General features: G+C 47.3%; 16 protein-coding genes and 1 pseudogene. 12 read left to right on the top strand and 5 right to left on the bottom strand.

Annotated elements, in window-relative coordinates:
* The first annotated feature begins 1 nt into the window (after position 1).
* Positions 2–1,030 carry a nicotinate-nucleotide--dimethylbenzimidazole phosphoribosyltransferase gene (gene cobT / locus ACXAD4_RS10990; protein ID WP_475241323.1) on the top strand — a complete coding sequence of 343 codons (1,029 nt, stop codon included), beginning with the start codon at positions 2–4 and terminating at the stop codon, positions 1,028–1,030.
* Positions 1,031–1,087: 57 nt separating this feature from the next.
* On the opposite strand, the gene ACXAD4_RS10985 is transcribed toward cobT, so the two are convergent.
* Positions 1,088–1,399, bottom strand: a complete 312-nt coding sequence (locus tag ACXAD4_RS10985) for a hypothetical protein (RefSeq protein WP_475241321.1) — start codon at positions 1,397–1,399, stop codon at positions 1,088–1,090.
* 265 nt (positions 1,400–1,664) lie between these two features.
* On the opposite strand from ACXAD4_RS10985, the gene ACXAD4_RS10980 reads away from it, so the two are divergent.
* The 4 genes and pseudogenes from ACXAD4_RS10980 (at position 1,665) to ACXAD4_RS10965 (ending at position 5,414) form a co-directional block, all read left to right on the top strand.
* Entirely contained in the window at positions 1,665–1,919 is a 255-nt protein-coding gene (locus ACXAD4_RS10980) for a DUF1289 domain-containing protein (RefSeq protein ID WP_475241320.1), read from the top strand.
* Between the two features lie 164 nt (positions 1,920–2,083).
* A complete protein-coding gene (locus ACXAD4_RS10975) occupies positions 2,084–3,490 on the top strand; it encodes an efflux RND transporter periplasmic adaptor subunit (protein ID WP_475241318.1) in 1,407 nt (468 codons plus the stop codon).
* 80 nt (positions 3,491–3,570) lie between these two features.
* A pseudogene (locus ACXAD4_RS10970) lies at positions 3,571–4,191 on the top strand (ABC transporter ATP-binding protein); the annotation flags it as partial.
* Positions 4,188–5,414: an ABC transporter permease gene (locus ACXAD4_RS10965; RefSeq protein ID WP_475241317.1), complete on the top strand. Its 1,227-nt coding sequence runs from the start codon at positions 4,188–4,190 to the stop codon at positions 5,412–5,414. The pseudogene ACXAD4_RS10970 and the gene ACXAD4_RS10965, both read left to right, overlap by 4 nt.
* Before the next feature lie 69 nt (positions 5,415–5,483).
* Here ACXAD4_RS10965 and rplY read toward each other — a convergent pair whose 3' ends face one another.
* Positions 5,484–5,762, bottom strand: a complete 279-nt coding sequence (gene rplY / locus ACXAD4_RS10960; protein WP_107298375.1) for a 50S ribosomal protein L25 — start codon at positions 5,760–5,762, stop codon at positions 5,484–5,486.
* A 356-nt stretch (positions 5,763–6,118) separates the two neighbouring features.
* Here rplY and ACXAD4_RS10955 point away from each other — a divergent pair, with 356 nt between their 5' ends.
* Positions 6,119–8,257: a TonB-dependent hemoglobin/transferrin/lactoferrin family receptor gene (locus ACXAD4_RS10955; protein WP_475241316.1), complete on the top strand. Its 2,139-nt coding sequence runs from the start codon at positions 6,119–6,121 to the stop codon at positions 8,255–8,257.
* Positions 8,258–8,333: 76 nt separating this feature from the next.
* Here ACXAD4_RS10955 and ACXAD4_RS10950 read toward each other — a convergent pair whose 3' ends face one another.
* The 3 genes from ACXAD4_RS10950 to ACXAD4_RS10940 all read right to left on the bottom strand — a co-directional run bounded on the left by ACXAD4_RS10950 (position 8,334) and on the right by ACXAD4_RS10940 (position 12,043).
* The gene (locus ACXAD4_RS10950; RefSeq protein ID WP_475241314.1) at positions 8,334–9,485 is read right to left on the bottom strand and encodes a conjugal transfer protein TraF; all 1,152 of its coding nucleotides are present in this window, start codon (positions 9,483–9,485) and stop codon (positions 8,334–8,336) included.
* Positions 9,486–9,687: 202 nt separating this feature from the next.
* Positions 9,688–11,433 carry a DNA repair helicase RadD gene (gene radD / locus ACXAD4_RS10945; RefSeq protein WP_475241313.1) on the bottom strand — a complete coding sequence of 582 codons (1,746 nt, stop codon included), beginning with the start codon at positions 11,431–11,433 and terminating at the stop codon, positions 9,688–9,690.
* 115 nt (positions 11,434–11,548) lie between these two features.
* Positions 11,549–12,043 carry a GNAT family N-acetyltransferase gene (locus tag ACXAD4_RS10940; protein WP_475241311.1) on the bottom strand — a complete coding sequence of 165 codons (495 nt, stop codon included), beginning with the start codon at positions 12,041–12,043 and terminating at the stop codon, positions 11,549–11,551.
* A 298-nt stretch (positions 12,044–12,341) separates the two neighbouring features.
* Between ACXAD4_RS10940 and rsuA the strand changes: the two genes are divergently transcribed.
* The 6 genes from rsuA to ACXAD4_RS10910 all read left to right on the top strand — a co-directional run bounded on the left by rsuA (position 12,342) and on the right by ACXAD4_RS10910 (position 18,296).
* Positions 12,342–13,037 (top strand): 16S rRNA pseudouridine(516) synthase RsuA, encoded by a 696-nt coding sequence (gene rsuA, locus ACXAD4_RS10935; RefSeq protein WP_475241309.1) that lies wholly within the window; start codon positions 12,342–12,344, stop codon positions 13,035–13,037.
* Between the two features lie 207 nt (positions 13,038–13,244).
* Positions 13,245–14,435: a Bcr/CflA family multidrug efflux MFS transporter gene (locus ACXAD4_RS10930; RefSeq protein WP_317521782.1), complete on the top strand. Its 1,191-nt coding sequence runs from the start codon at positions 13,245–13,247 to the stop codon at positions 14,433–14,435.
* A gap of 9 nt (positions 14,436–14,444) precedes the next feature.
* Positions 14,445–15,110: a DUF2913 family protein gene (locus ACXAD4_RS10925; RefSeq protein WP_475241307.1), complete on the top strand. Its 666-nt coding sequence runs from the start codon at positions 14,445–14,447 to the stop codon at positions 15,108–15,110.
* 223 nt (positions 15,111–15,333) lie between these two features.
* Positions 15,334–16,554: an extracellular solute-binding protein gene (locus tag ACXAD4_RS10920; RefSeq protein WP_475241305.1), complete on the top strand. Its 1,221-nt coding sequence runs from the start codon at positions 15,334–15,336 to the stop codon at positions 16,552–16,554.
* A 63-nt stretch (positions 16,555–16,617) separates the two neighbouring features.
* Positions 16,618–17,487 (top strand): carbohydrate ABC transporter permease, encoded by an 870-nt coding sequence (locus ACXAD4_RS10915; protein WP_475241304.1) that lies wholly within the window; start codon positions 16,618–16,620, stop codon positions 17,485–17,487.
* A complete protein-coding gene (locus ACXAD4_RS10910) occupies positions 17,484–18,296 on the top strand; it encodes a carbohydrate ABC transporter permease (protein WP_187460865.1) in 813 nt (270 codons plus the stop codon). The genes ACXAD4_RS10915 and ACXAD4_RS10910 overlap by 4 nt, the downstream gene beginning before the upstream one ends.
* The last annotated feature ends 9 nt before the right edge of the window (positions 18,297–18,305 follow it).

The following is an 18,305-nucleotide window of genomic DNA, read 5'->3' as shown; positions in this document are numbered from 1 at the left end:
CATGTTTGACACCCGTTTTAGCGCTGAGATCCATCAGCGCATAGACCAAAAAACTAAACCCTTAGGGGCTTTGGGACAGTTGGAAAAAGTCGCTCACCAGCTAGCCTTGATCCAGAGTCAAGGTAAAGAGCAGGCAGTAGATAAAATTGCTATTGAGCAACCTACTGTTCTGGTCTTTGCCGGTGACCACGGTATTGCTGAAGAAGGGGTGAGTATTGCCCCGAGCGCGGTAACCCAGCAGATGGTGTTGAACTTTTTGGCAGGTGGTGCGGCGGTTAACTGTTTTTGTCGTGCCAATGATGTGGCGATCAAGGTTATTGATTGTGGCATTTTGCTACCGGTTGAGCAGGATACTCCATTCCTAGTGAAACAACGTCTTGGCGAGCGGACGGCTAACTTAGCTGTAGAGCCAGCCATGACAAAGGAGCAGGTTGAGCAAGGCATGACATTGGGCCGGCAGGTCGTAGAAAGTGTGATCAACCAAGGCTGCAACCTGATCATGTTCGGTGAAATGGGGATCGGTAATACCAGTAGTGCAGCAGCGCTATTGGCAGCTGCAACAGGTGAGCCGGCTGAGCAGTGTGTTGGCTATGGTACCGGAGTGTCAACTGAGCAACTGGCTAAGAAGAAGCGCTTGGTAAGCCAAGGTGCGGCACGTTGTGATACGACTGATGTGAAAACTGTACTGGCAGAGTTGGGCGGATTTGAAATTGTACAAATGGTAGGTGGTTTCCTTGCAGCTGCTGAGCAAGGGGTACCAGTATTGGTCGATGGTTTCATTGTCACAGTGGCAGCATTGCTGGCAAACCAAGTTGACCCTCGTTGTCGTGACTATCTTATCTTTGCCCATCAATCTCATGAATCAGGCCATCGTATTGCGTTGGAGCGATTAGATGCAGAGCCGTTATTGGATCTTTCCATGAGACTTGGTGAAGGCACCGGTGCAGTACTCGCCGTGCCATTGTTAAAAGCCGCGGCAGAGTTTTATAACAATATGGCCAGTTTTGCCGAAGCAGGTGTAACCGTATAACAGCAATAAAAAAACCGCATGTTAATGCGGTTTTTTTGTATCTGATATTCGGCAGGTTTAGCCGAAGTATTCAACGCTTGATACAGAAGTCTTCATCGCGTGTATAGGATCAAACTTGATCGCACCACGATTAGGCGTACAGATTTTGTATACTTCATCACACTCGAAGATCGCCAGTACGGTTTCGTCGGTTCTGAAAACTTCAGGAAGCGGCTTGCCAATCTCACAAGAACACTCGGCACCTTCATGTTGCCAAACAAGTTTGTAAATGCGTTGGTTTTGCTCGGGTGCAGAAACGTGGTTGGCGATTGAGTTGAATACTGCTTCTGCTTGCTGCGGGCTAGATGCCGATGGTACAAAGAAATCCATGGTTCCCTCCTGGTTGAACAGCAGTCGCTGGAAAGACGATTTGACTGCATAGTAGATAACGCTATCTATCCTGATAACCACAAAAGACTAGCAAAATTATCAGCAAAAGTACAAGGCTGTGAATGGACATTCATTCTGAGTGAGAAAATTCGCTCTAAACTCTACATTATCGCTATATCTATATTCCGCTATTGGATTTGGGAAATAAGCTTCAAGGGATTATTATCATAAGTAGTCATTACCCAACAAAGAATGGGGGAGAGGAATGGAACAACTCGATTTTTTCACTATCCCCAGCCCATGCGTAGGGGTGTGTCAGGCAAATAACCGAGGTTATTGTAAAGGCTGTTTTCGTAGTCGTGACGAGCGTTTTTATTGGCAGCAACTCACTAATGAGCAGAAGCGCAATGTCATCAGGCTTTGTAAACAGCGATACCAAAGAGTGATGCGAGCAAAAGCGCAGCAAAATATGCAAGGTGATTCTGGTAGCGATGCTTCCCCGCAGCAGGAACTGTTCTGATATTTATTGTTTTATTATTCCTACTGTTTATTCCTGCAGTTTATTTATTCCTGAAAAATGTTTCTGTTTTTGATTGGTGAGTAAAACACTGTAAATCCCGTTCTCCTATGCACTTACAGTTGTTAAGGTTTTCAATAGAATAATAAATATTGGGACCTTTCTTGATGAAAACCAAGCGATCCAAAATTGCCTTATCTATTGTCGCATTGGCCACTGTTGGTGCGATCTCTTTCTATACACTCACACCAGATAGTTTCAGTTCGAATAAGACTTCTGCCCAAACTTTTCGCACCGAACAAGTGACTATCGGCAATGTGAGCAACCGCGTCAGTGCCACGGGTTCGTTAACGGCGGTTAATGATGTTGTGGTCGGTGCACAGCTTTCCGGCCAGATCATAAAGATCCACGCAGATTTCAACGATCCAGTTGAAGAAGGCCAGTTACTGGCTGAAATCGATCCAGAATATTTTGCCGCGAAGGTTGCTCAGACACAGGCGCTCAGGGATAAAAGCGCGGCTGATATTGAGGCGCAGAAGCTGATGATTGAGCGCGCCAAGTTGAATTATCAGCGTTCGGTGAGAGAGCTGGCTCGGTCTCGCACTCTGTATAATAACAAGAGTATCTCTGAAGATGCGCTTGATGTGATTGAAACCAACTCCCAAATGAGCAAACTGGACTGGGAGCAAAGTATTTCTCAGCTATCTATTCTGCGGGCAACCCATGCTGCCAATGAAGCAAGCTTGAAGCAGGCCCAAATTGATTTGGACCGGACTCGAATTGTCGCGCCGATTTCTGGCTTTGTGATTAATAGAACGGTTGAGGCAGGCCAGACCGTCGCCTCGAGTTACAACACGCCAGAGCTTTTTACCCTGGCTAAAGATCTGTCGGAAATGGAGATTGAAGCTTTTATCGATGAATCCGATATCGGCTTGGTGAAGCTGGATCAGAGTGTTCAGTTTTCGGTCGATGCTTATCCTGAGCGCCAGTTTAGCGGCCAGGTGAGCCAGATCCGCAAGGCGCCACAAGATAATAGTGGAGTGATCAGCTATATCGTCATTGTCTCAGCGCGCAACCCGAATAATAGCTTGTTACCGGGGATGACCGCCAACCTGGATATTTCCATCGACAGCATTCGTGATGCTCAAAGAGTCAGTAATGCAGCTGTACGTGCGGCCAGCCGATATGCACCGAGCAGCCAGCAACAAGGAGGCCGGGGTGATATTCTTTCTCGCTTTGCGCACCTCAACTTGACTGATGATCAGAAGCAGGCCTTGAAACAGGCGTTGCCATCTTCGCCTTCTGCACAAGGCGGGCAGTCAAATACTGCGATGAGGCAGCAGCGTCAGCAGATGCAAAAAGTCTTGTCTTCAATACTGACCAAAGAGCAACGTGAATTGCAACGAAGGATCCGCAATGGCGAAGTTAAGGTTGGTCCGCTGCTAGTACTCAATAACGGAGAGCTGGAAGTCATTCACGCCGAATTCGGTGTCAGTGACGATAGCTATTCATCAGTGTTGAGTCCGGATATTTCAGGAATGCAGATCGTCACTCAGGTGAGGGATAACCGCTAATGGATGCCGCTATTGTATGTCGGTCACTGAGCCACAGTTTTCCTGTTGGGGAAGAGCATTTTCAGGTGCTGGATGACATTACGTTTCAGATCAACAAAGGCGAGATGGTTGCGATTATCGGGCCATCAGGGTCTGGTAAATCTACCTTGATGAACGTGATTGGCTGCTTGATGACCCCTGAGCAGGGTGATATTGAAATTCTCGGCAAGCCGACGCCTTCAATGTCCAAAGATCAGTTGGCAGAAATCAGGCAAAGTCATATCGGATTTGTGTTCCAGCAGTTTAACTTGTTGTCGCGGACCAGTGCGTTGGACAATGTCAAAATGCCACTGATGTATCGGGAGCAAAAGGTAGTTGATGCTAATGAGAGGGCAAAACACTGCCTTGAGCTCGTTGGGCTGGGGGATAAGCTGGATTCACACCCAAACCAGCTTTCAGGCGGTCAGCAGCAGCGGGTTGCGATAGCTAGGGCGATGATCAACCAGCCGGATATCTTGCTCGCCGATGAGCCGACAGGGGCACTGGACAGTAAAACCAGTGAAGATATTGTCGAGTTATTCAAGGAGCTTAATCGCCAGGGACAGACGATTGTGATTATCACCCACGATAATGAGGTCGCAGCCCAAGCCAATCGCATATTGCACATCAAGGACGGCAAGTTGGTTTTGGATCAGCAGAACCACTTGGAGGCGATAGCATGACGACTTTGATCACTGCGCTTACGTCGCTAAGAACACATTTGCTGCGCTCTATTTTAACCACGTTAGGTATCATCATCGGTATCAGTGCCGTTGTGATTATGTTTGCTCTCGGCGAGGGTGCCCAGCGAGAGGTTGAAAAGCAGATTGAAAGTCATGGTACCAACTTGTTGATGGTTCGAGCCGGTGCTATCCGCAGCGGTGGCGCGTCGTCTGCCGCTGGTGCAACTAACAGGCTATCGATGTCTGATGTTACGCAAATCAAAGCAGAAATACCTGAAATTATTGCTGCAGGCGCTAACGTTCATGGCCAGGCACAGGTGGTGTTTGGTAACCAAAACTGGAATACCTCCATCCAAGGTACCAATGCTGATTACTTGACGGCCAGTAACTGGGAAGTGTCGCAGGGGCGAGCCTTTACCGATGAGGATCTTCGTCGCAACGCCAAAGTTGCTCTAATTGGCCAGACGGTTGCCAAAGAGTTGTTCGACCATCCCGATTACGCATTGGATGAAGTGATACGTATCAACAAGGTGCCTTTGAGGATCATTGGCCTTTTAGATGAAAAAGGGCAGGATATTCGGGGTCAGGACCAAGATGATTTGATTATCTTGCCGCTGACGACGGCCAACCGCCGGGTAATTGGCCGAAATGATAATAATGCCAACCGGGTTAGCCGAATCACATTGTCGGTCGAGGACGAAAAAGACATGGATATGGTGGCGGAAGAGGTCGAGCGCCTGCTATTGCAAAAACACCGTGTTGCCTCGCACCTACCAAGCCCGTTTACCATTATGAATCTGACCGCGATGCTGCAAACCCGCGCGGAAGCTAACAAGGTGTTTTCGTTACTGCTCTCTGGTGTTGCTGCTGTTTCCTTGCTGGTCGGTGGCATAGGGGTGATGAACATCATGCTGGTAAGTGTTACTGAGCGAACTCGAGAGATAGGCTTACGTATGGCGGTAGGGGCGAAGCCTAAGCATATTCTGACTCAGTTTTTAATAGAGAGTGTGGTGCTGTGTTTACTGGGGGCGTTCATCGGTATCGCTTTGTCTTTATTGGCTGTTGTCGTACTTCAGCATGGTTTGGGTTGGCAGATGGTGGTTTCACCGATGATCATTGTAGTGAGCATTACGGCAACCGCCATGATTGGGGTAGGGTTTGGGTTCTATCCCGCTTTCAAGGCGTCGCAGCTTGATCCAATTGAAGCTTTGAGGCATGAATAAACGGGTTCAGCAGACATAAAAAAAGCGCCGTTAAGGCGCTTTTTATTATTGAGTATGAATCAACGGCTATTAAGCGCGTTTGAAGTCCATGTGCTCAACTTTTGGCTTGTACGCGTGACGCTGGATGTCTTGTGGCTTAACAGCAACTTCTTGACCGTCGATCACTAGAACGATACCTTCGTAGAACTCAGGCTTGTCCATCTGGTTGATCACTTCGTCGTGGTTTAGCTCGATAGATACAGGAGCTGCTTCACCACCGTAAACGATTGCTGGGAATTTACCTGCGTGACGTAGGCGGCGGCTCGCACCTTTACCTAGGTCAGTACGTACTACTGCTTCAAATTTCATGTTAAATACTCTTTCAATTAAATTCACTGAGTAATGCGACCTTACTCAATGTCGTAAAAACGAGCGCGAATATTAGCAGCGATCCCATTGTGCGGCAAGTGAAAAAATCGCACCTTTTATTCAATGACTTAAAAATTAGGCGATTGGCACAAAAAGGCGCGGCCTAGTATAAAAGCTCAGCAGACTCTATCAAAGAAAATAAGAGTGAATAGAGAGGAGGGGCACTATTGGAGAAAATTTGAGCAAAGATCTCATTAGAAAGAAAAATATATATGATAATGATAGTAATTCTCGTTTGTATTTGTAATAATCCTTGCCAGTTTCATTACCAACTAAAATATCAATAAGCAGGGAATATGAGTTACAAGCTTACTTTAGTGGCAAGTTCAGTGGTGCTTGCACTTTCACCTTCACTACACGCCCAAGAAGATTTTTCAGTATTTGATGAAGTGGTTGTTTCAGGAACACGTTCTGAACAAAGCATCAAAAACATTCCTTCTTCAGTATCGAAAGTCTCTTCAGAAGATATCGAACAAAACCTTTCTACCGATGTTAAAGATGCGCTGAAGTATGAGCCTGGCGTGCAGGTTAATGGCCAAGGTCGATTTGGCATGGAAGATTTTACCGTGCGTGGCATGAGCGGTAGCCGAGTGAAAGTGTTAGTAGATGGGGTAGAGCAACCATCATCTTACAACCCTGGCGCTGATGTAATGCGAAAGAACTCAAATACCTTTGAAGTTGATACACTGACGGCGATTGAAGTAAACAAAGGACCAACGTCTACGCTTTACGGCAGCGATGCTTTGGGTGGTACCGTTCTGATGCGTACCAAGAACCCAGAAGATTTGCTCGAAGCGGGTGATGATACTCACGTCGCGCTGAAAACCGGTTATGCGAGTGCTAGTGATCAGTACAAAGCTACGGTAGAGGTAGCTAACCGTACTGGCGATCTTGAAACCATGGTGATTTATACCTATCGCGATGGCAATGAAACAGAAACTCATGGTGACGGCGCTGATATTCTTGGCCCTGATCGCGGTGCTGCTGACCCATACAAGATTGAATCTCATAATGTACTGGCGAAAGCCTTTTACCAAGTTAACGATGCTCACCGTATAGGGGTAACCGGTGAGTTCTACACCCGAGATGCAAAAGGTGACATTCTTTCTGGTGAAGGTCGTGACGGTGGTATGCCGGGTTATATCTACACCAATGTTCGTGGTGAAGACAAAGACGATCGCTACCGCTTAGGTTTTGAGCATGAGTGGCAGGCTGATCTTGCAGCATTTGATAGCCTTGAGTGGAGCTTGAACTGGACTGAAAGTGAAACCGACCACAACAGCTTCGATCACACCGAAGCGAAAGGTAACCGAAACCGTGCCCGTTCTGGTAAAGATGAGAGTCTGCAGTTCGACTTGCAGATGCAAAAAGCCGTTGAACTAGCAACGAGTCGTCATGAGTTCACTTACGGCGTGGCAGCGTCGAATGACAAGTTCAAGTTATCTTACACTGACTATAACTTGGATACCGGTGCAGTTACACCGGGCAGTGAAGAAGTACCAAGTTCTGAATCAGAGAAGCGTGCTATCTTCGTTCAAGACCAAATGTTCTTCATGGATGACCGCATGGTTGTCACGGCAGGCCTTCGTTATGATGATTACAAGGCGACACCTGACAGCAGCTCTGGCCTATCAAAACACGAAAGTGATGCACTAACCTCACGCTTGGGTGCCGTCTACCACTGGAATAATAACTTGAGCACTTACGCCCAGTACAGTGAAGGCTTCCGCTCGCCAACCATCTACGAGATGTATTATGACAAAGATAATTCGATGTTCGGCTACCGCATCGAGGCGAATCCAGATCTGAAACCCGAAGAAAGTCAGTCATACGAAGTCGGTATCCGTGCCAATAACCACTTAGGTTCAGTAGAGTTAGCAGTATTCTACAATGACTACAAAAACTTCATTTCAAGCAAAACAACAATGGATGGCAGCGTAGAAGTCACCCGAAATGAAAATATCGGTAAAGCACGTATCTACGGTTCTGAGTTCAAAGGCAGTTTGTGGCTGGATGAAGCGTTTGGTGCTCCGATGGGAACCTATGCGCGTTTGTCTATGGCATATCTTGACGGTGAAGATCGTGAAACAGGCAACACGTTAGATACTATCGCGCCATTTACCACGGTTGCAGGCGTTGGTTACGATGCCCCTTCTGAGAACTGGGGTACGGCGCTAACAGTCACTGCGGTTGCGGCTAAAGATGAGTGGGAAGATAGCGATAACCTTGAAGCGCCAAGCTACACAGTTGTTGACTTGACCGGTTACTACCGTCCAACTCAAGATCTAACGCTTCGTGCTGGATTGTTCAATGCCTTTGATGAGAAGTACTGGCAGTATCAAGATCTTGAAGGTACATCAGCATCGACAGAAGGTGTTGACCGTCGTACTCAACCAGGACGTAACTGGGGTATCAACCTAGATTACAGCTTCTAATGGTTTAATGAGTTAATAAATTGAAGGTCTAGCCAAAGTGGCTAGACCTTTTTATTTTTGTTTACCTATGAGGAAATTAGAAGGTAAGGGTCATTTGGGCAGAGACGCCGTAATTGTCATCCTTGCCGACCTGTGCACCCAAGTCGATACCCATTAGACCAAATGGGCGGAAGCCCAAGCCAAGGGTAGCTAAGTCATCGGCGTAATCAGTCATACTATGCATGTAACCCATACGAAATTGTGCCCAGCCCCATGCGTCAAGCTCTGCTCCTAAACGAGCATACTGGGTTTTGTAGCCATATTCTTTAAAGTATTTCTTGGCATTGAGGTCAACATCAGCCGCAAGGTTTACCCAGCCACGGTTATGCGCAACGCCTAGCACGTATTCGGGGTTAACAATATAGGTTGCATTCATGCCATGCTGAGGGTTGGCTTTGAGAGTCTGCTTGATAAGGTTGCGACCTGTCAGGCCAATCATTGTTTTGTCATTGAGTTGGTATGCAGCACCGATATCAATGTTAAAAGCTGATTTCTCAACGTACTCATCAGCCCAGTCAAAATCTTCATCATCAAAGTCATCGACTGCTTCTATGTAATTGACTGCGAAAATACGTTGGTATTTTGGAGAAATACCTAGGTATAGCGGTTTGTCGTTTAGCTCAAACTCTTTACCAAAGGTAAAACCGACATCGACTGTCGCGCCACCAATTGCTTGTCCTCGTGAATTTAGCTCTGCATTTGATGGGTCATCCAAGGTCAAGTCATTTTCATCAACATCAAATGCGGCTATCACAGAAACTTGTGACTTAACAAAAAAGTTTGTACTTACGAAGCGATTAGGGATAGCGAAAACCATCCCTAAGTTAGCCTCAGCATTCACGGTCCCATCGTCCAGATCACGGAGTGCATTGCGCCACTGCTCAAGTGCTTCCTCGCTTGGGTCTGACTCAAGATTGCCATCCAGATCTTGGAAATGATCAAGCTTATCTATGGTGTTATCACCATCATGAACTCGGGCGCCAACCATTGGTAGGATCATGCCAAATGAGTCACGCTCACCATAGGCGGCGCTCAAGGCTGGGTTATGGAAGCTAGAGGTTAAATAGTTTGCCGAGGCAACCCCTGTGCCTCCCATACCGACACTTCGAGTATCAAATGCAGTCATTGCATTGGTAGTCAAAGGTGTGGCAATTGCTAGGAGCGGAAAAATAACCTTATTAAATTTCAATGTGTTATCCCTAAATCATTATTAGATATTATGAGTCGGGGCATTCTAATGATTGAAAAAGTCATATCTATGTTTCCTTGTTTGGAAACTAAACAACTAGATAGCTTTAGTCATTGAAAGTGTAAGGTTATATTCGAGTCTGTAAGTTTATCGAACCCATGTAACGAAGAGTAAGCTGTTGCACGGGTTAAGTGTATGATTATTAATTGTTTTGATATTGTTCTAAATCGAACAGTTTGTCGCGAATTGCCCAGAAACGTCCGCTTTTTCGGGCAATAACGATCTCCGGTGGTCGAAAGCGATGCTCGTTGTTGGCCACTTTGGTCGGCGCGGTATCAGTGAAAGGACGGTGACGATCAGCCAGATGCGGATTGACGAATTTCTTCATGAAGTTATCTTTCTGGCCCTTGGTCGATAGTGGCCATACTTCGCTGATTTCGGCACCTTCATTACTGATATAAATCACTTTGAGTTGAGGTTTACCAAACTTGTTCTTGCCCGGCTCAAGGCGCAGGTCATGGCAGTTCATGATCATGGCATCTTTGAGCTTGAGGGCGTCACGAAGTTTCTTGTCTGGGTCAACCATCACGGCATCACACACATGGCATCGCCTTGCCGCGATGTCATTATCCGCGCCACATTCTTCGCAGTATTTGGCCCGGAAACGATAACCACACTCTTCACGCTCGCCGGTATCATCGTCTTCGAAATAACCTTGGCAGCGACGGCCATAGTGTTCAATCAGGAATCCGGCAGGATCGAGTTTACCCCAGAAGCTGTTTTTGAAACCGCAGGCAGGGCAGGGCACCATGATTACTTCACTGTCGCTATTGGGTTTAGGATCGCCAACTTCCGGTTGGTACAGGTCATAACAATTGCCAGCGTACTCAAGTACTAAGCAATCACTCTTGCCTTCGAACAAACGTAACCCACGGCCAACAATTTGTTGGTAAAGACTGATTGATTCTGTCGGGCGTAAAATGGCAATCAAGTCGACATGAGGGGCATCAAAACCGGTGGTCAATACTGATACATTAACCAGGTACTTGATTTCTTGTTTCTTAAACTGATCTATGATGCGGTCGCGCTCGTCCAGCGGGGTATCGCCGATAACTAACGCGGCGTTTTCACCTTCAAGATAGCCCATGATCTCCTTGGCATGGTTGACGGTGGAGGCAAAGATCATGACCCCGCGGCGATCTTTAGCATAGTCAACAACCTGATCGATGATCATTGGGGTGGCCCGGCCGGATTGTTCAATTACGCTGTCGAGATCCGCCTCTTTGTAACGGCCGTTATTACCAGGCTTAAGTTGAGAGAAGTCATAGCCCAAGACTGCCATATCCATCATTTTTGGCTCGGTTAAAAAGCCTTCATCGAGCAAGAAGCGAATAGGTAATTCGAAAATACAGTCCCTGAAGAAACGTTCTTGTTCGGTGCGGACTTGGCCGCGGGTGTGGTATTTGTAAATCCAACCCATCCCTAAACGATAAGGTGTCGCGGTAAGGCCAAGGATCTTAATCCCGGGATTGATTTTCTGCACATGGGAGATCACCCGGCGGTAAGCGCTGTTTTCATCATCAGGAACGCGGTGGCACTCATCGATAACCAGCAGAGAAAACTCATTGGCAAACTGGTCGAGGCTGTTAACCATGGACTGCACAGAGGCAAAGACCACTTGCCTGTCGGTTTCTTTGCGCCCTAAACCGGCAGAAAAGATAGAGGCTTTGAGGCCATAACTTTCGTATTTGCTGTGGTTTTGCTCGACCAGCTCTTTGACATGGGTTAGTACCAGTACACGACCGCGGGCAATACGGGCAAGCTCGGCCACCACCAGACTTTTTCCGGCCCCGGTAGGCAGGGCTAGCACTGCAGGCGTGGAATTCTTTCTGAAATAATGGATGGTCGCGTTGACACTGTCTTGCTGATAGGGGCGAAGCGTATACATAAAGGTGTAAAAGCCGGAAGTAATAAAATACTGTGTAAGTGTACAGGTAGGACTGATGAAAGAAAACACCCGCTGACAAAAGCTTTTTCAACGGGTGTGTTATCTCTTTTGACGTTTAAGAAGCGATGTTCAGTGGCACTTCTTTAGGAGCAATAACCTTGGTCATCATGCAAAATTGACGGCGCGGTACGAAATCGTGTTTTTCATAAAACTTACGTGCCCCTTTGTTGCCGATATTCACCTCTAGAGAGAGTGCATGAACCCCAGCAGATGCCGCACGAGCTTCGACTTGAGGTATAAGAGCAGTACCAATGCCTTGTTGGCGCCATTCTGGCTTGAGATAGAATTGGTCGATGAGCCCGACGCGTCCCCCGTGCTCTAGGCTAAAGCTATAGCTTATGATGATGTGGCCCGCGATAAGCTTTTCACCATCGTTATCGACTTCTATAAACCAAGCTTGGCCTAGCTCAGGGTTAGTAAGTAAGTGCTGGATAGCCTGTTGAGTTTGTTCTTTCTTTTTAGGCAGTACTTCATAGTCAAAAAGCTCCTCAACCAGTTTGAGTAGCATGTCCATGGATGAAATACTTGGCGCAACAAGTGAGATGTTCATATCGTAACCTTCACAGTTAGTCGGTATAACCAATGCGTAGATGATACTTGTTATACGTAACTATTGCCTGAATACGTCCATTGAAATTTAAAGATACATCGAAAAATGTTCGAGACTTTGAGGTTAGTTACGTTCTGAGATTTTGCACTGAACTTTTGGGATTAAATTGTTTCACGAAGAGCCGCTTCGTGCGTTCGTTGTTCAGATGCTTCTATTTTAGCCCATTACGAGAAAGGGATAATGCCCAAGGGCGCTAGACTTGATATGATACGCGTTTTTGTACCATCTGGAGCCAACCATGAGGCTTGATAAGTTTCTTAGCACAACACTTGGAATTACCCGTAAAGAAGCCGGTAAACTATTAAAAAACAAACAAATTGAAGTTAACGGCGAGATTGTTAAGAACGGTTCCCAGAAAGTGACCAATGATTGCGATGTTGAATTCAACGGCCGTACGTTACGTTTTGATGGTCCGCGATACTTCATGCTAAACAAACCATCAGGTTTTGTGTGTTCGCATGTTGATGATTTTAATCCAACAGTATTCATCTTGTTGGATGTGGTCAGCCCGGAAAAACTGCATGTTGCAGGTCGTCTTGATGGCGATACTACGGGTTTGGTGCTGCTAACAGATGACGGCCAGTGGTCACACCGTATTACTTCGCCACGTCATGTTTGCGAAAAGGTTTACTATGTTGAAACCGCTGATCCTATTGCGCCTGAAACCGTTGAGCAGTTTGCTGAAGGTGTGCAGCTTCGCGGCGAAAAAGATCTTACTCGTCCGGCTAAGTTGGAGATCCTTGACGAGAAGGCTGCGCTGATAACCATTTCTGAAGGCAAGTATCATCAGGTAAAACGTATGTTTGCTGCAGTGGGTAACAAGGTAGAAGCCCTGCATCGTGAACAAATCGGCAGTGTTGAATTGGATGAAGAGCTTGAGCCGGGAGAATACCGTGCTCTGACCGCAGAAGAAGTGGCGTCATTTACTAAATAGTTGGTTGCCATATGGCAGTAAACTAGTTGATTCATACTAGAGGGATTATTCTGATGATCCCTCTTCATTCTATACATTCCTCCTTTTATTTACGCCTTACTAATATGACATGACAGAAACGCACTAATTCCTAGAGGGAAAGAGTGTATTCAGTTAATTCGTCGTACAATATAAGTCTTTGACTTTTTCCAGCACAACAGAGAACACATGACTGCGACAGACAGCCAGAAACTTAGTATTCAACTCATTATTATATTGGGGGCAATTGGTGCGCTAACACCTTTGGCCATTGATATGTATCTTCCGGCGATGCCGACCATCGCGAAAGATTTGATGGTCAATCCCGGTTTGGTGCAGGCAACGTTGACGGCCTATACCGCAGGTTTTGCTGTTGGTCAGCTGATACACGGCCCACTTGCTGATAGCTATGGCCGAAAACCTGTTTTGATTGTCGGCATTATTCTCTTCGCCATTGCTGCTGTTTTCTGTGCTGTCTCCGGTGACATTATCGAACTGACATGGATCCGTGCCGCTCAGGGCTTTGCTGGCGCGGCAGCGGCGGTGATTATTCAGGCCTTGGTTCGTGATATGTTCGAACGGGAAGACTTTGCCCGGATGATGTCTTTTATTACCTTGGTAATGACAGTCGCGCCTCTGGTTGCGCCTATGTTGGGTGGTTTTCTGGCAGTCTGGTTTGGCTGGCGCTCGATTTTCTGGGTATTGGCATTTTTCGCTGTTGTGATTGGTCTCGCTGTCGTCACCAGGATCCCTGAAACCCTGCCTAAGGAAAAACGCTTGCCGTTTCATCTTGGCTCGACGTTACGCAACTATGCCAAGATGCTGACTACGCCGGTGGCGGTGGGTTTGGTGTTTAGTAGCGGTTTCTCTTTCGCCGGCATGTTTACTTTCTTGACCGTGGGCTCGTTTGTCTACATTGATATCTACCATGTCAGCACACAACACTTTGGTCTGTTGTTTGGCCTTAACGTAGTGTGCTTGATTATGATGACCAGTATCAATGGCCGCATGGTGAAAAAGGTTGGCTCACACTGGATGTTACGTTTTGGTCTGACTGTACAGTTAATCGCCGGTATTGGCTTGGTTTGTGGTCAGCTGCTTGGCTTGGGCTTGTGGGGGGTAGTGATCCCTGTCATGCTATTTGTCGGAACCATCTCAATTATCGGTAGTAATACCATGGCATGTTTGCTTGCGCGCTATCCTCATATGGCGGGTACGGCATCATCTTTGGCGGGCACCTTGCGTTTTGGTACCGGTACCGTTGTCGGCGGTCTGGTGGCTTTGATGCACAATAACACGCCGTGGCCGATGGCGCTGACAATGGCTGGCTGTGCAGTGCTTTCAGCTTTGTTTTATTGGTTCCTTTCAAAAGAAGCATAAAGGTTATCAATGGCTACGTTTTATCAAGAAATCTATAAAGTTGTATCACAGGGATTGCAAGAGCTAACGGACTCTCAGCAGGCAGGCAAAACACCGAAGAATCCCGTGAGTGAGACTCTGTACCTCAATGCTTGGGTGACCAAGGTTATTAAGCAGCAGCGTTATGATCATGTGGTCGGCAAAACCTTGGTTGACTGGCAGAAACAGGCGCGCAGCATGGGTAAAAATGCCCAGCTGAAGAACCAGTTTGAGCAGATCAAGTCTTGCTATGAGGGCATTCCTCGTGATGGTGACTTAACGGATACGTTCAATGCCAAGATCTTGAATGACGTTCAACTAAAAGCGCTTTACGAGCAATTGGAAGACCAAGATTGGCTGGTAACTACTGAGTATGAAGTGAACCGCAAAGTGACCCATCATACCGATGGGCAGGCGTCTCTGGTTGTGTGCTCTACTCAGTATGCAGCGGCTTTCGATGAAGCAGGGGAGCTGGTCAAGCCGCTATCTTTGTTTGTTCGTGGCGATGCACGTGCGCTGGTTGATCTTGCTTATGAACAGGGTATGTTGCTGTACAAAGTGACCGACTACAAGTCGATTGTGAAATACCACGGCGAGTACAAGCTTTTCCCGTGTAACGCAGGTACCCATTTGCCTGAGTTGCCAAGCAATCAGTAAGCTAAAGCTGCCTGCATATCATTACAGTAATGCCAAACGGGAACCTATCGGTTCCCGTTTTTTGTCTCCATTGCCTCTCGTAAAACCTTCACTTTTGCTTCATGTAAGTGACATGTTCCGCCGTTAACTTTGTCTGCATTGATTTTGCACGCGCGTGCAAAATTTCAAAACACACTCACATACCAATGCCGTTTAGTTGAAGACGGAACAAGGAGCGAATTCCATGCTGCAACGCACATTACTGGCGACTGCCATGATCGGAGCATCATTCACCACTATTGCCGGAGAACTCGTTATCGCGGGTCGCGACAGTAGTTATGGCCAAGCCATGCAGTACATTGTCGACGAATACAAAAAGGAAAACCCTGATGCAAAGGTGACCTTGGTGCAGCGACCAAACAATGGCCTCTACGAGAGTATTGTGTTGTCTATGCGAGAAAAGACGGGTAATTACGATGTGGTCTTGATGGATGACACCTGGGCGCCGGAGTTCATGGCCAACCGTTGGCTAGCTCCTTTGTCCGAGTCAGTGGTTGATAACGATTTTGTCAAAGCCCCTTTTGATATTGGCCGCTACCCTGATGCATCTGGTGATCTCTACGCGATGCCGATGGTTGGTAATGTGGCAATGTTTGCCTGGAACCGGGCGACTTTTGAATCCCATGACCTGGCTGAACCAAATTCATGGTCTGATGTACTTCAGGCTGCTGCAAAAATTGATGCCACATCCGAGACCAGCGGTGTGGTATTCCGTGGCGTGAAGGGGAATCCGATCGTGACAGGATTCTTGCCAATTTTATGGGGCTACGGTGCCGATGTGGTAGGTAGCGATGGCAAAGCAACGCTCAATACTCCCGAAGCCAAGCAAGCGCTTGAAACATTCTTGGCAATGAAGCAGTACGCCCCGCGAGGTGTCGATGTGTACAACGCGGATGAAGTTCGGGATTCGCTGCAAAAAGGTACAGCAGCAATGGCGATAGAAGTTTGGCCGGCATGGGTGCCAAATCTCGATAACCCTGATATGTCGGATGTTGTCGGTGATATGGAAATTATGGCACCGCCTGCCGAGGTTGGTGCGCCTGCACCTATGCTGGGTATCTGGCAGCTGGCCGTTCCGGCAGATTCGAACAACAAACAAGAAGCGGAAGCCTTCCTGCAGTTTGCAACAAGTCCAGCTATCCAGAAAGCATTAGCACTGGAACACGGTATGCCGCCAACACGTGAAAGCGTCTACTTGGATGAAGAGGTTGTGGAGAAATACCGTTGGTACCCGCAGCAGGCAAAGGCCCTGACAACGGGCAAGGCCCGTCCTCGCATTCATAACTGGGCAGAGGTGGAAAGCGTATTGGGAGACTTCCTGCAAATGGCCATGATGGGCCAGATGACTGCCGAGCAAGCCCTGAACCAAGCACAGCGTCGTATTGAAAGCATTATCAAAGTGTAATTTAACCCCTGTCGCTGCCTCGTGGCGGGGCAGCGATTGGGTGTTAGGTTACTAAGGTGTCTTATGTTATTTGAAAACCGTAAACAGTTGGGTTTATTGCTGGCTCCAGCTCTGGTCATTCTGGGGCTGCTGACGGTTTATCCCATCTTGAGTGTGATTTATAACGCTTTTGGTGAGGTGGATTACGCCAATCAAACCTATCAGTTTGTCGGCATTGCTAACTTTACCGAGCTACTGGAAGATTTTTTCTTTATATCAGCAATCAAGAATACCTTTGTTTTCACCCTTGTTGCTTCTATTGCTCAGGTCTTGCTGGGGCTTTATTTGGCCTTGTTGTTTCAACGTCAGTTTCCGGGCCGCAAATTCGCTTTACCGGTGATAATTTATCCGATGATGTTATCGACCTTGGTGTGTTCGTCTATCTGGCGTTCTTGGTATCACTATGACTTTGGTCTACTGAACAATGTACTGGTGGGTATTGGGTTACCCGCCCAAGAATGGTTGTTTGATCCTAATCTTGCTCTTTATGCCATCGCCTTGGTTGACACATGGCAATGGACGCCGATGGCTTTTTTGATCATCTTAGCTGGCCTGCAGTCAATACCGAAGGATATCGGTGAAGCTGCAATGGTTGATGGGGCCAAAGGCTGGCGCAGCTTTGTTTATATCACTTTGCCTTTGGTACAAAAGCAACTGATGCTGGCACTGTTGCTCCGCTCGATCGATACCTTCAAGTTGTTCGATAAAGTCTATGTCATGACAGGGGGCGGGCCCGGCAATGCGACTGAAACCTTGTCGATGTTTGTTTACAAGTATGGCTTCCGCTTTTTCAACCTTGGGATGGCAAGTGCTGCAGCCTTGGTGATGTTGGCCATCTCTTTAGCCATGACCCTGTTCTATGCCCGCAAAGCACTGCAAGGAGGTAAGGCATGAACCGTTTTGTCCATTCGGTCCTGGTTTGGCTGGCAGTGGGATTGTTTCTTTTACCAATCATCTGGATGTTCGGTACGGCATTCAAACCACCGGGAGAAATCCTGCGTTCGGGAGCTTCACTGCTGCCATCCCAACTGAGTATTGAGGCCTTTAAGGCCTTATGGCAGGGTGATTTCCAAATATTGATCGGCAACACGGTATTGATTGCGCTTTCGGCAACCATGGTGTCTGTGATTGTCGCCTTTTTTGCTGCCTATGCACTGGTCCGTTACCAGTTTCCAGCCAAGCTCGACAATGTGTTTTTGCTGTTGGTATTGGTGATTAAAATGATGCCGCCAATTGTTGTTGCTATCCCGCTGTATTCATTGATGAATCAGCTTGGCCTGCTTAATAGCAAACTGGGTCTTATCCTAGCTTACCAAGTGTATACCCTACCGTTTTGTATTTGGATGCTGCTTGGCTTTATCCGCGATATTCCGTTGGAAATCGAGGAGGCAGGGGCAATGGATGGCGCCCATTTGTTTAACCGCTTAGCGCATATCGTGTTCCCGCTATGCGCACCGGGTCTGGTGGCTACAGCCATTTTCGCCATGATCCTTGGCTGGAATGAGTTTCTGTTTTCGCTGCTGTTCATCCATACCCCGGATAAATTCACCATCCCGCTGTTCATCTCTAACTTCATGACCGAAGACGGTACTGCATGGGGTGAATTAATGGCTGCCGGAATTGTTTCATCGCTGCCAATGCTGGCGCTGGCGGGCTATATGCAGCGCTATTTGCTGCGTGGCTTTTCGATGGGTTTGAAATAAGAGAAGAAG

This window comes from Photobacterium sp. AWH4_225 (genome assembly GCF_056158405.1).
Note: the sequence above shows the minus strand (reverse complement) of the source record. Positions and strands in the feature narration are given on the sequence as shown.

What these genes read in the sequence shown, in the direction of transcription:
- ACXAD4_RS10920 (WP_475241305.1), top strand. Translation starts at nt 15,334, where the DNA reads ATGCTGCAACGCACATTACTGGCGACTGCCATGATCGGAGCATCATTC.
- rplY (WP_107298375.1), bottom strand. Translation starts at nt 5,762, where the DNA reads ATGAAATTTGAAGCAGTAGTACGTACTGACCTAGGTAAAGGTGCGAGC.
- ACXAD4_RS10915 (WP_475241304.1), top strand. Translation starts at nt 16,618, where the DNA reads ATGTTATTTGAAAACCGTAAACAGTTGGGTTTATTGCTGGCTCCAGCT.
- ACXAD4_RS10980 (WP_475241320.1), top strand. Translation starts at nt 1,665, where the DNA reads ATGGAACAACTCGATTTTTTCACTATCCCCAGCCCATGCGTAGGGGTG.
- ACXAD4_RS10930 (WP_317521782.1), top strand. Translation starts at nt 13,245, where the DNA reads ATGACTGCGACAGACAGCCAGAAACTTAGTATTCAACTCATTATTATA.
- ACXAD4_RS10910 (WP_187460865.1), top strand. Translation starts at nt 17,484, where the DNA reads ATGAACCGTTTTGTCCATTCGGTCCTGGTTTGGCTGGCAGTGGGATTG.
- ACXAD4_RS10975 (WP_475241318.1), top strand. Translation starts at nt 2,084, where the DNA reads ATGAAAACCAAGCGATCCAAAATTGCCTTATCTATTGTCGCATTGGCC.
- ACXAD4_RS10985 (WP_475241321.1), bottom strand. Translation starts at nt 1,399, where the DNA reads ATGGATTTCTTTGTACCATCGGCATCTAGCCCGCAGCAAGCAGAAGCA.
- radD (WP_475241313.1), bottom strand. Translation starts at nt 11,433, where the DNA reads ATGTATACGCTTCGCCCCTATCAGCAAGACAGTGTCAACGCGACCATC.
- ACXAD4_RS10940 (WP_475241311.1), bottom strand. Translation starts at nt 12,043, where the DNA reads ATGAACATCTCACTTGTTGCGCCAAGTATTTCATCCATGGACATGCTA.
- cobT (WP_475241323.1), top strand. Translation starts at nt 2, where the DNA reads ATGTTTGACACCCGTTTTAGCGCTGAGATCCATCAGCGCATAGACCAA.
- ACXAD4_RS10965 (WP_475241317.1), top strand. Translation starts at nt 4,188, where the DNA reads ATGACGACTTTGATCACTGCGCTTACGTCGCTAAGAACACATTTGCTG.
- ACXAD4_RS10925 (WP_475241307.1), top strand. Translation starts at nt 14,445, where the DNA reads ATGGCTACGTTTTATCAAGAAATCTATAAAGTTGTATCACAGGGATTG.
- ACXAD4_RS10955 (WP_475241316.1), top strand. Translation starts at nt 6,119, where the DNA reads ATGAGTTACAAGCTTACTTTAGTGGCAAGTTCAGTGGTGCTTGCACTT.
- rsuA (WP_475241309.1), top strand. Translation starts at nt 12,342, where the DNA reads ATGAGGCTTGATAAGTTTCTTAGCACAACACTTGGAATTACCCGTAAA.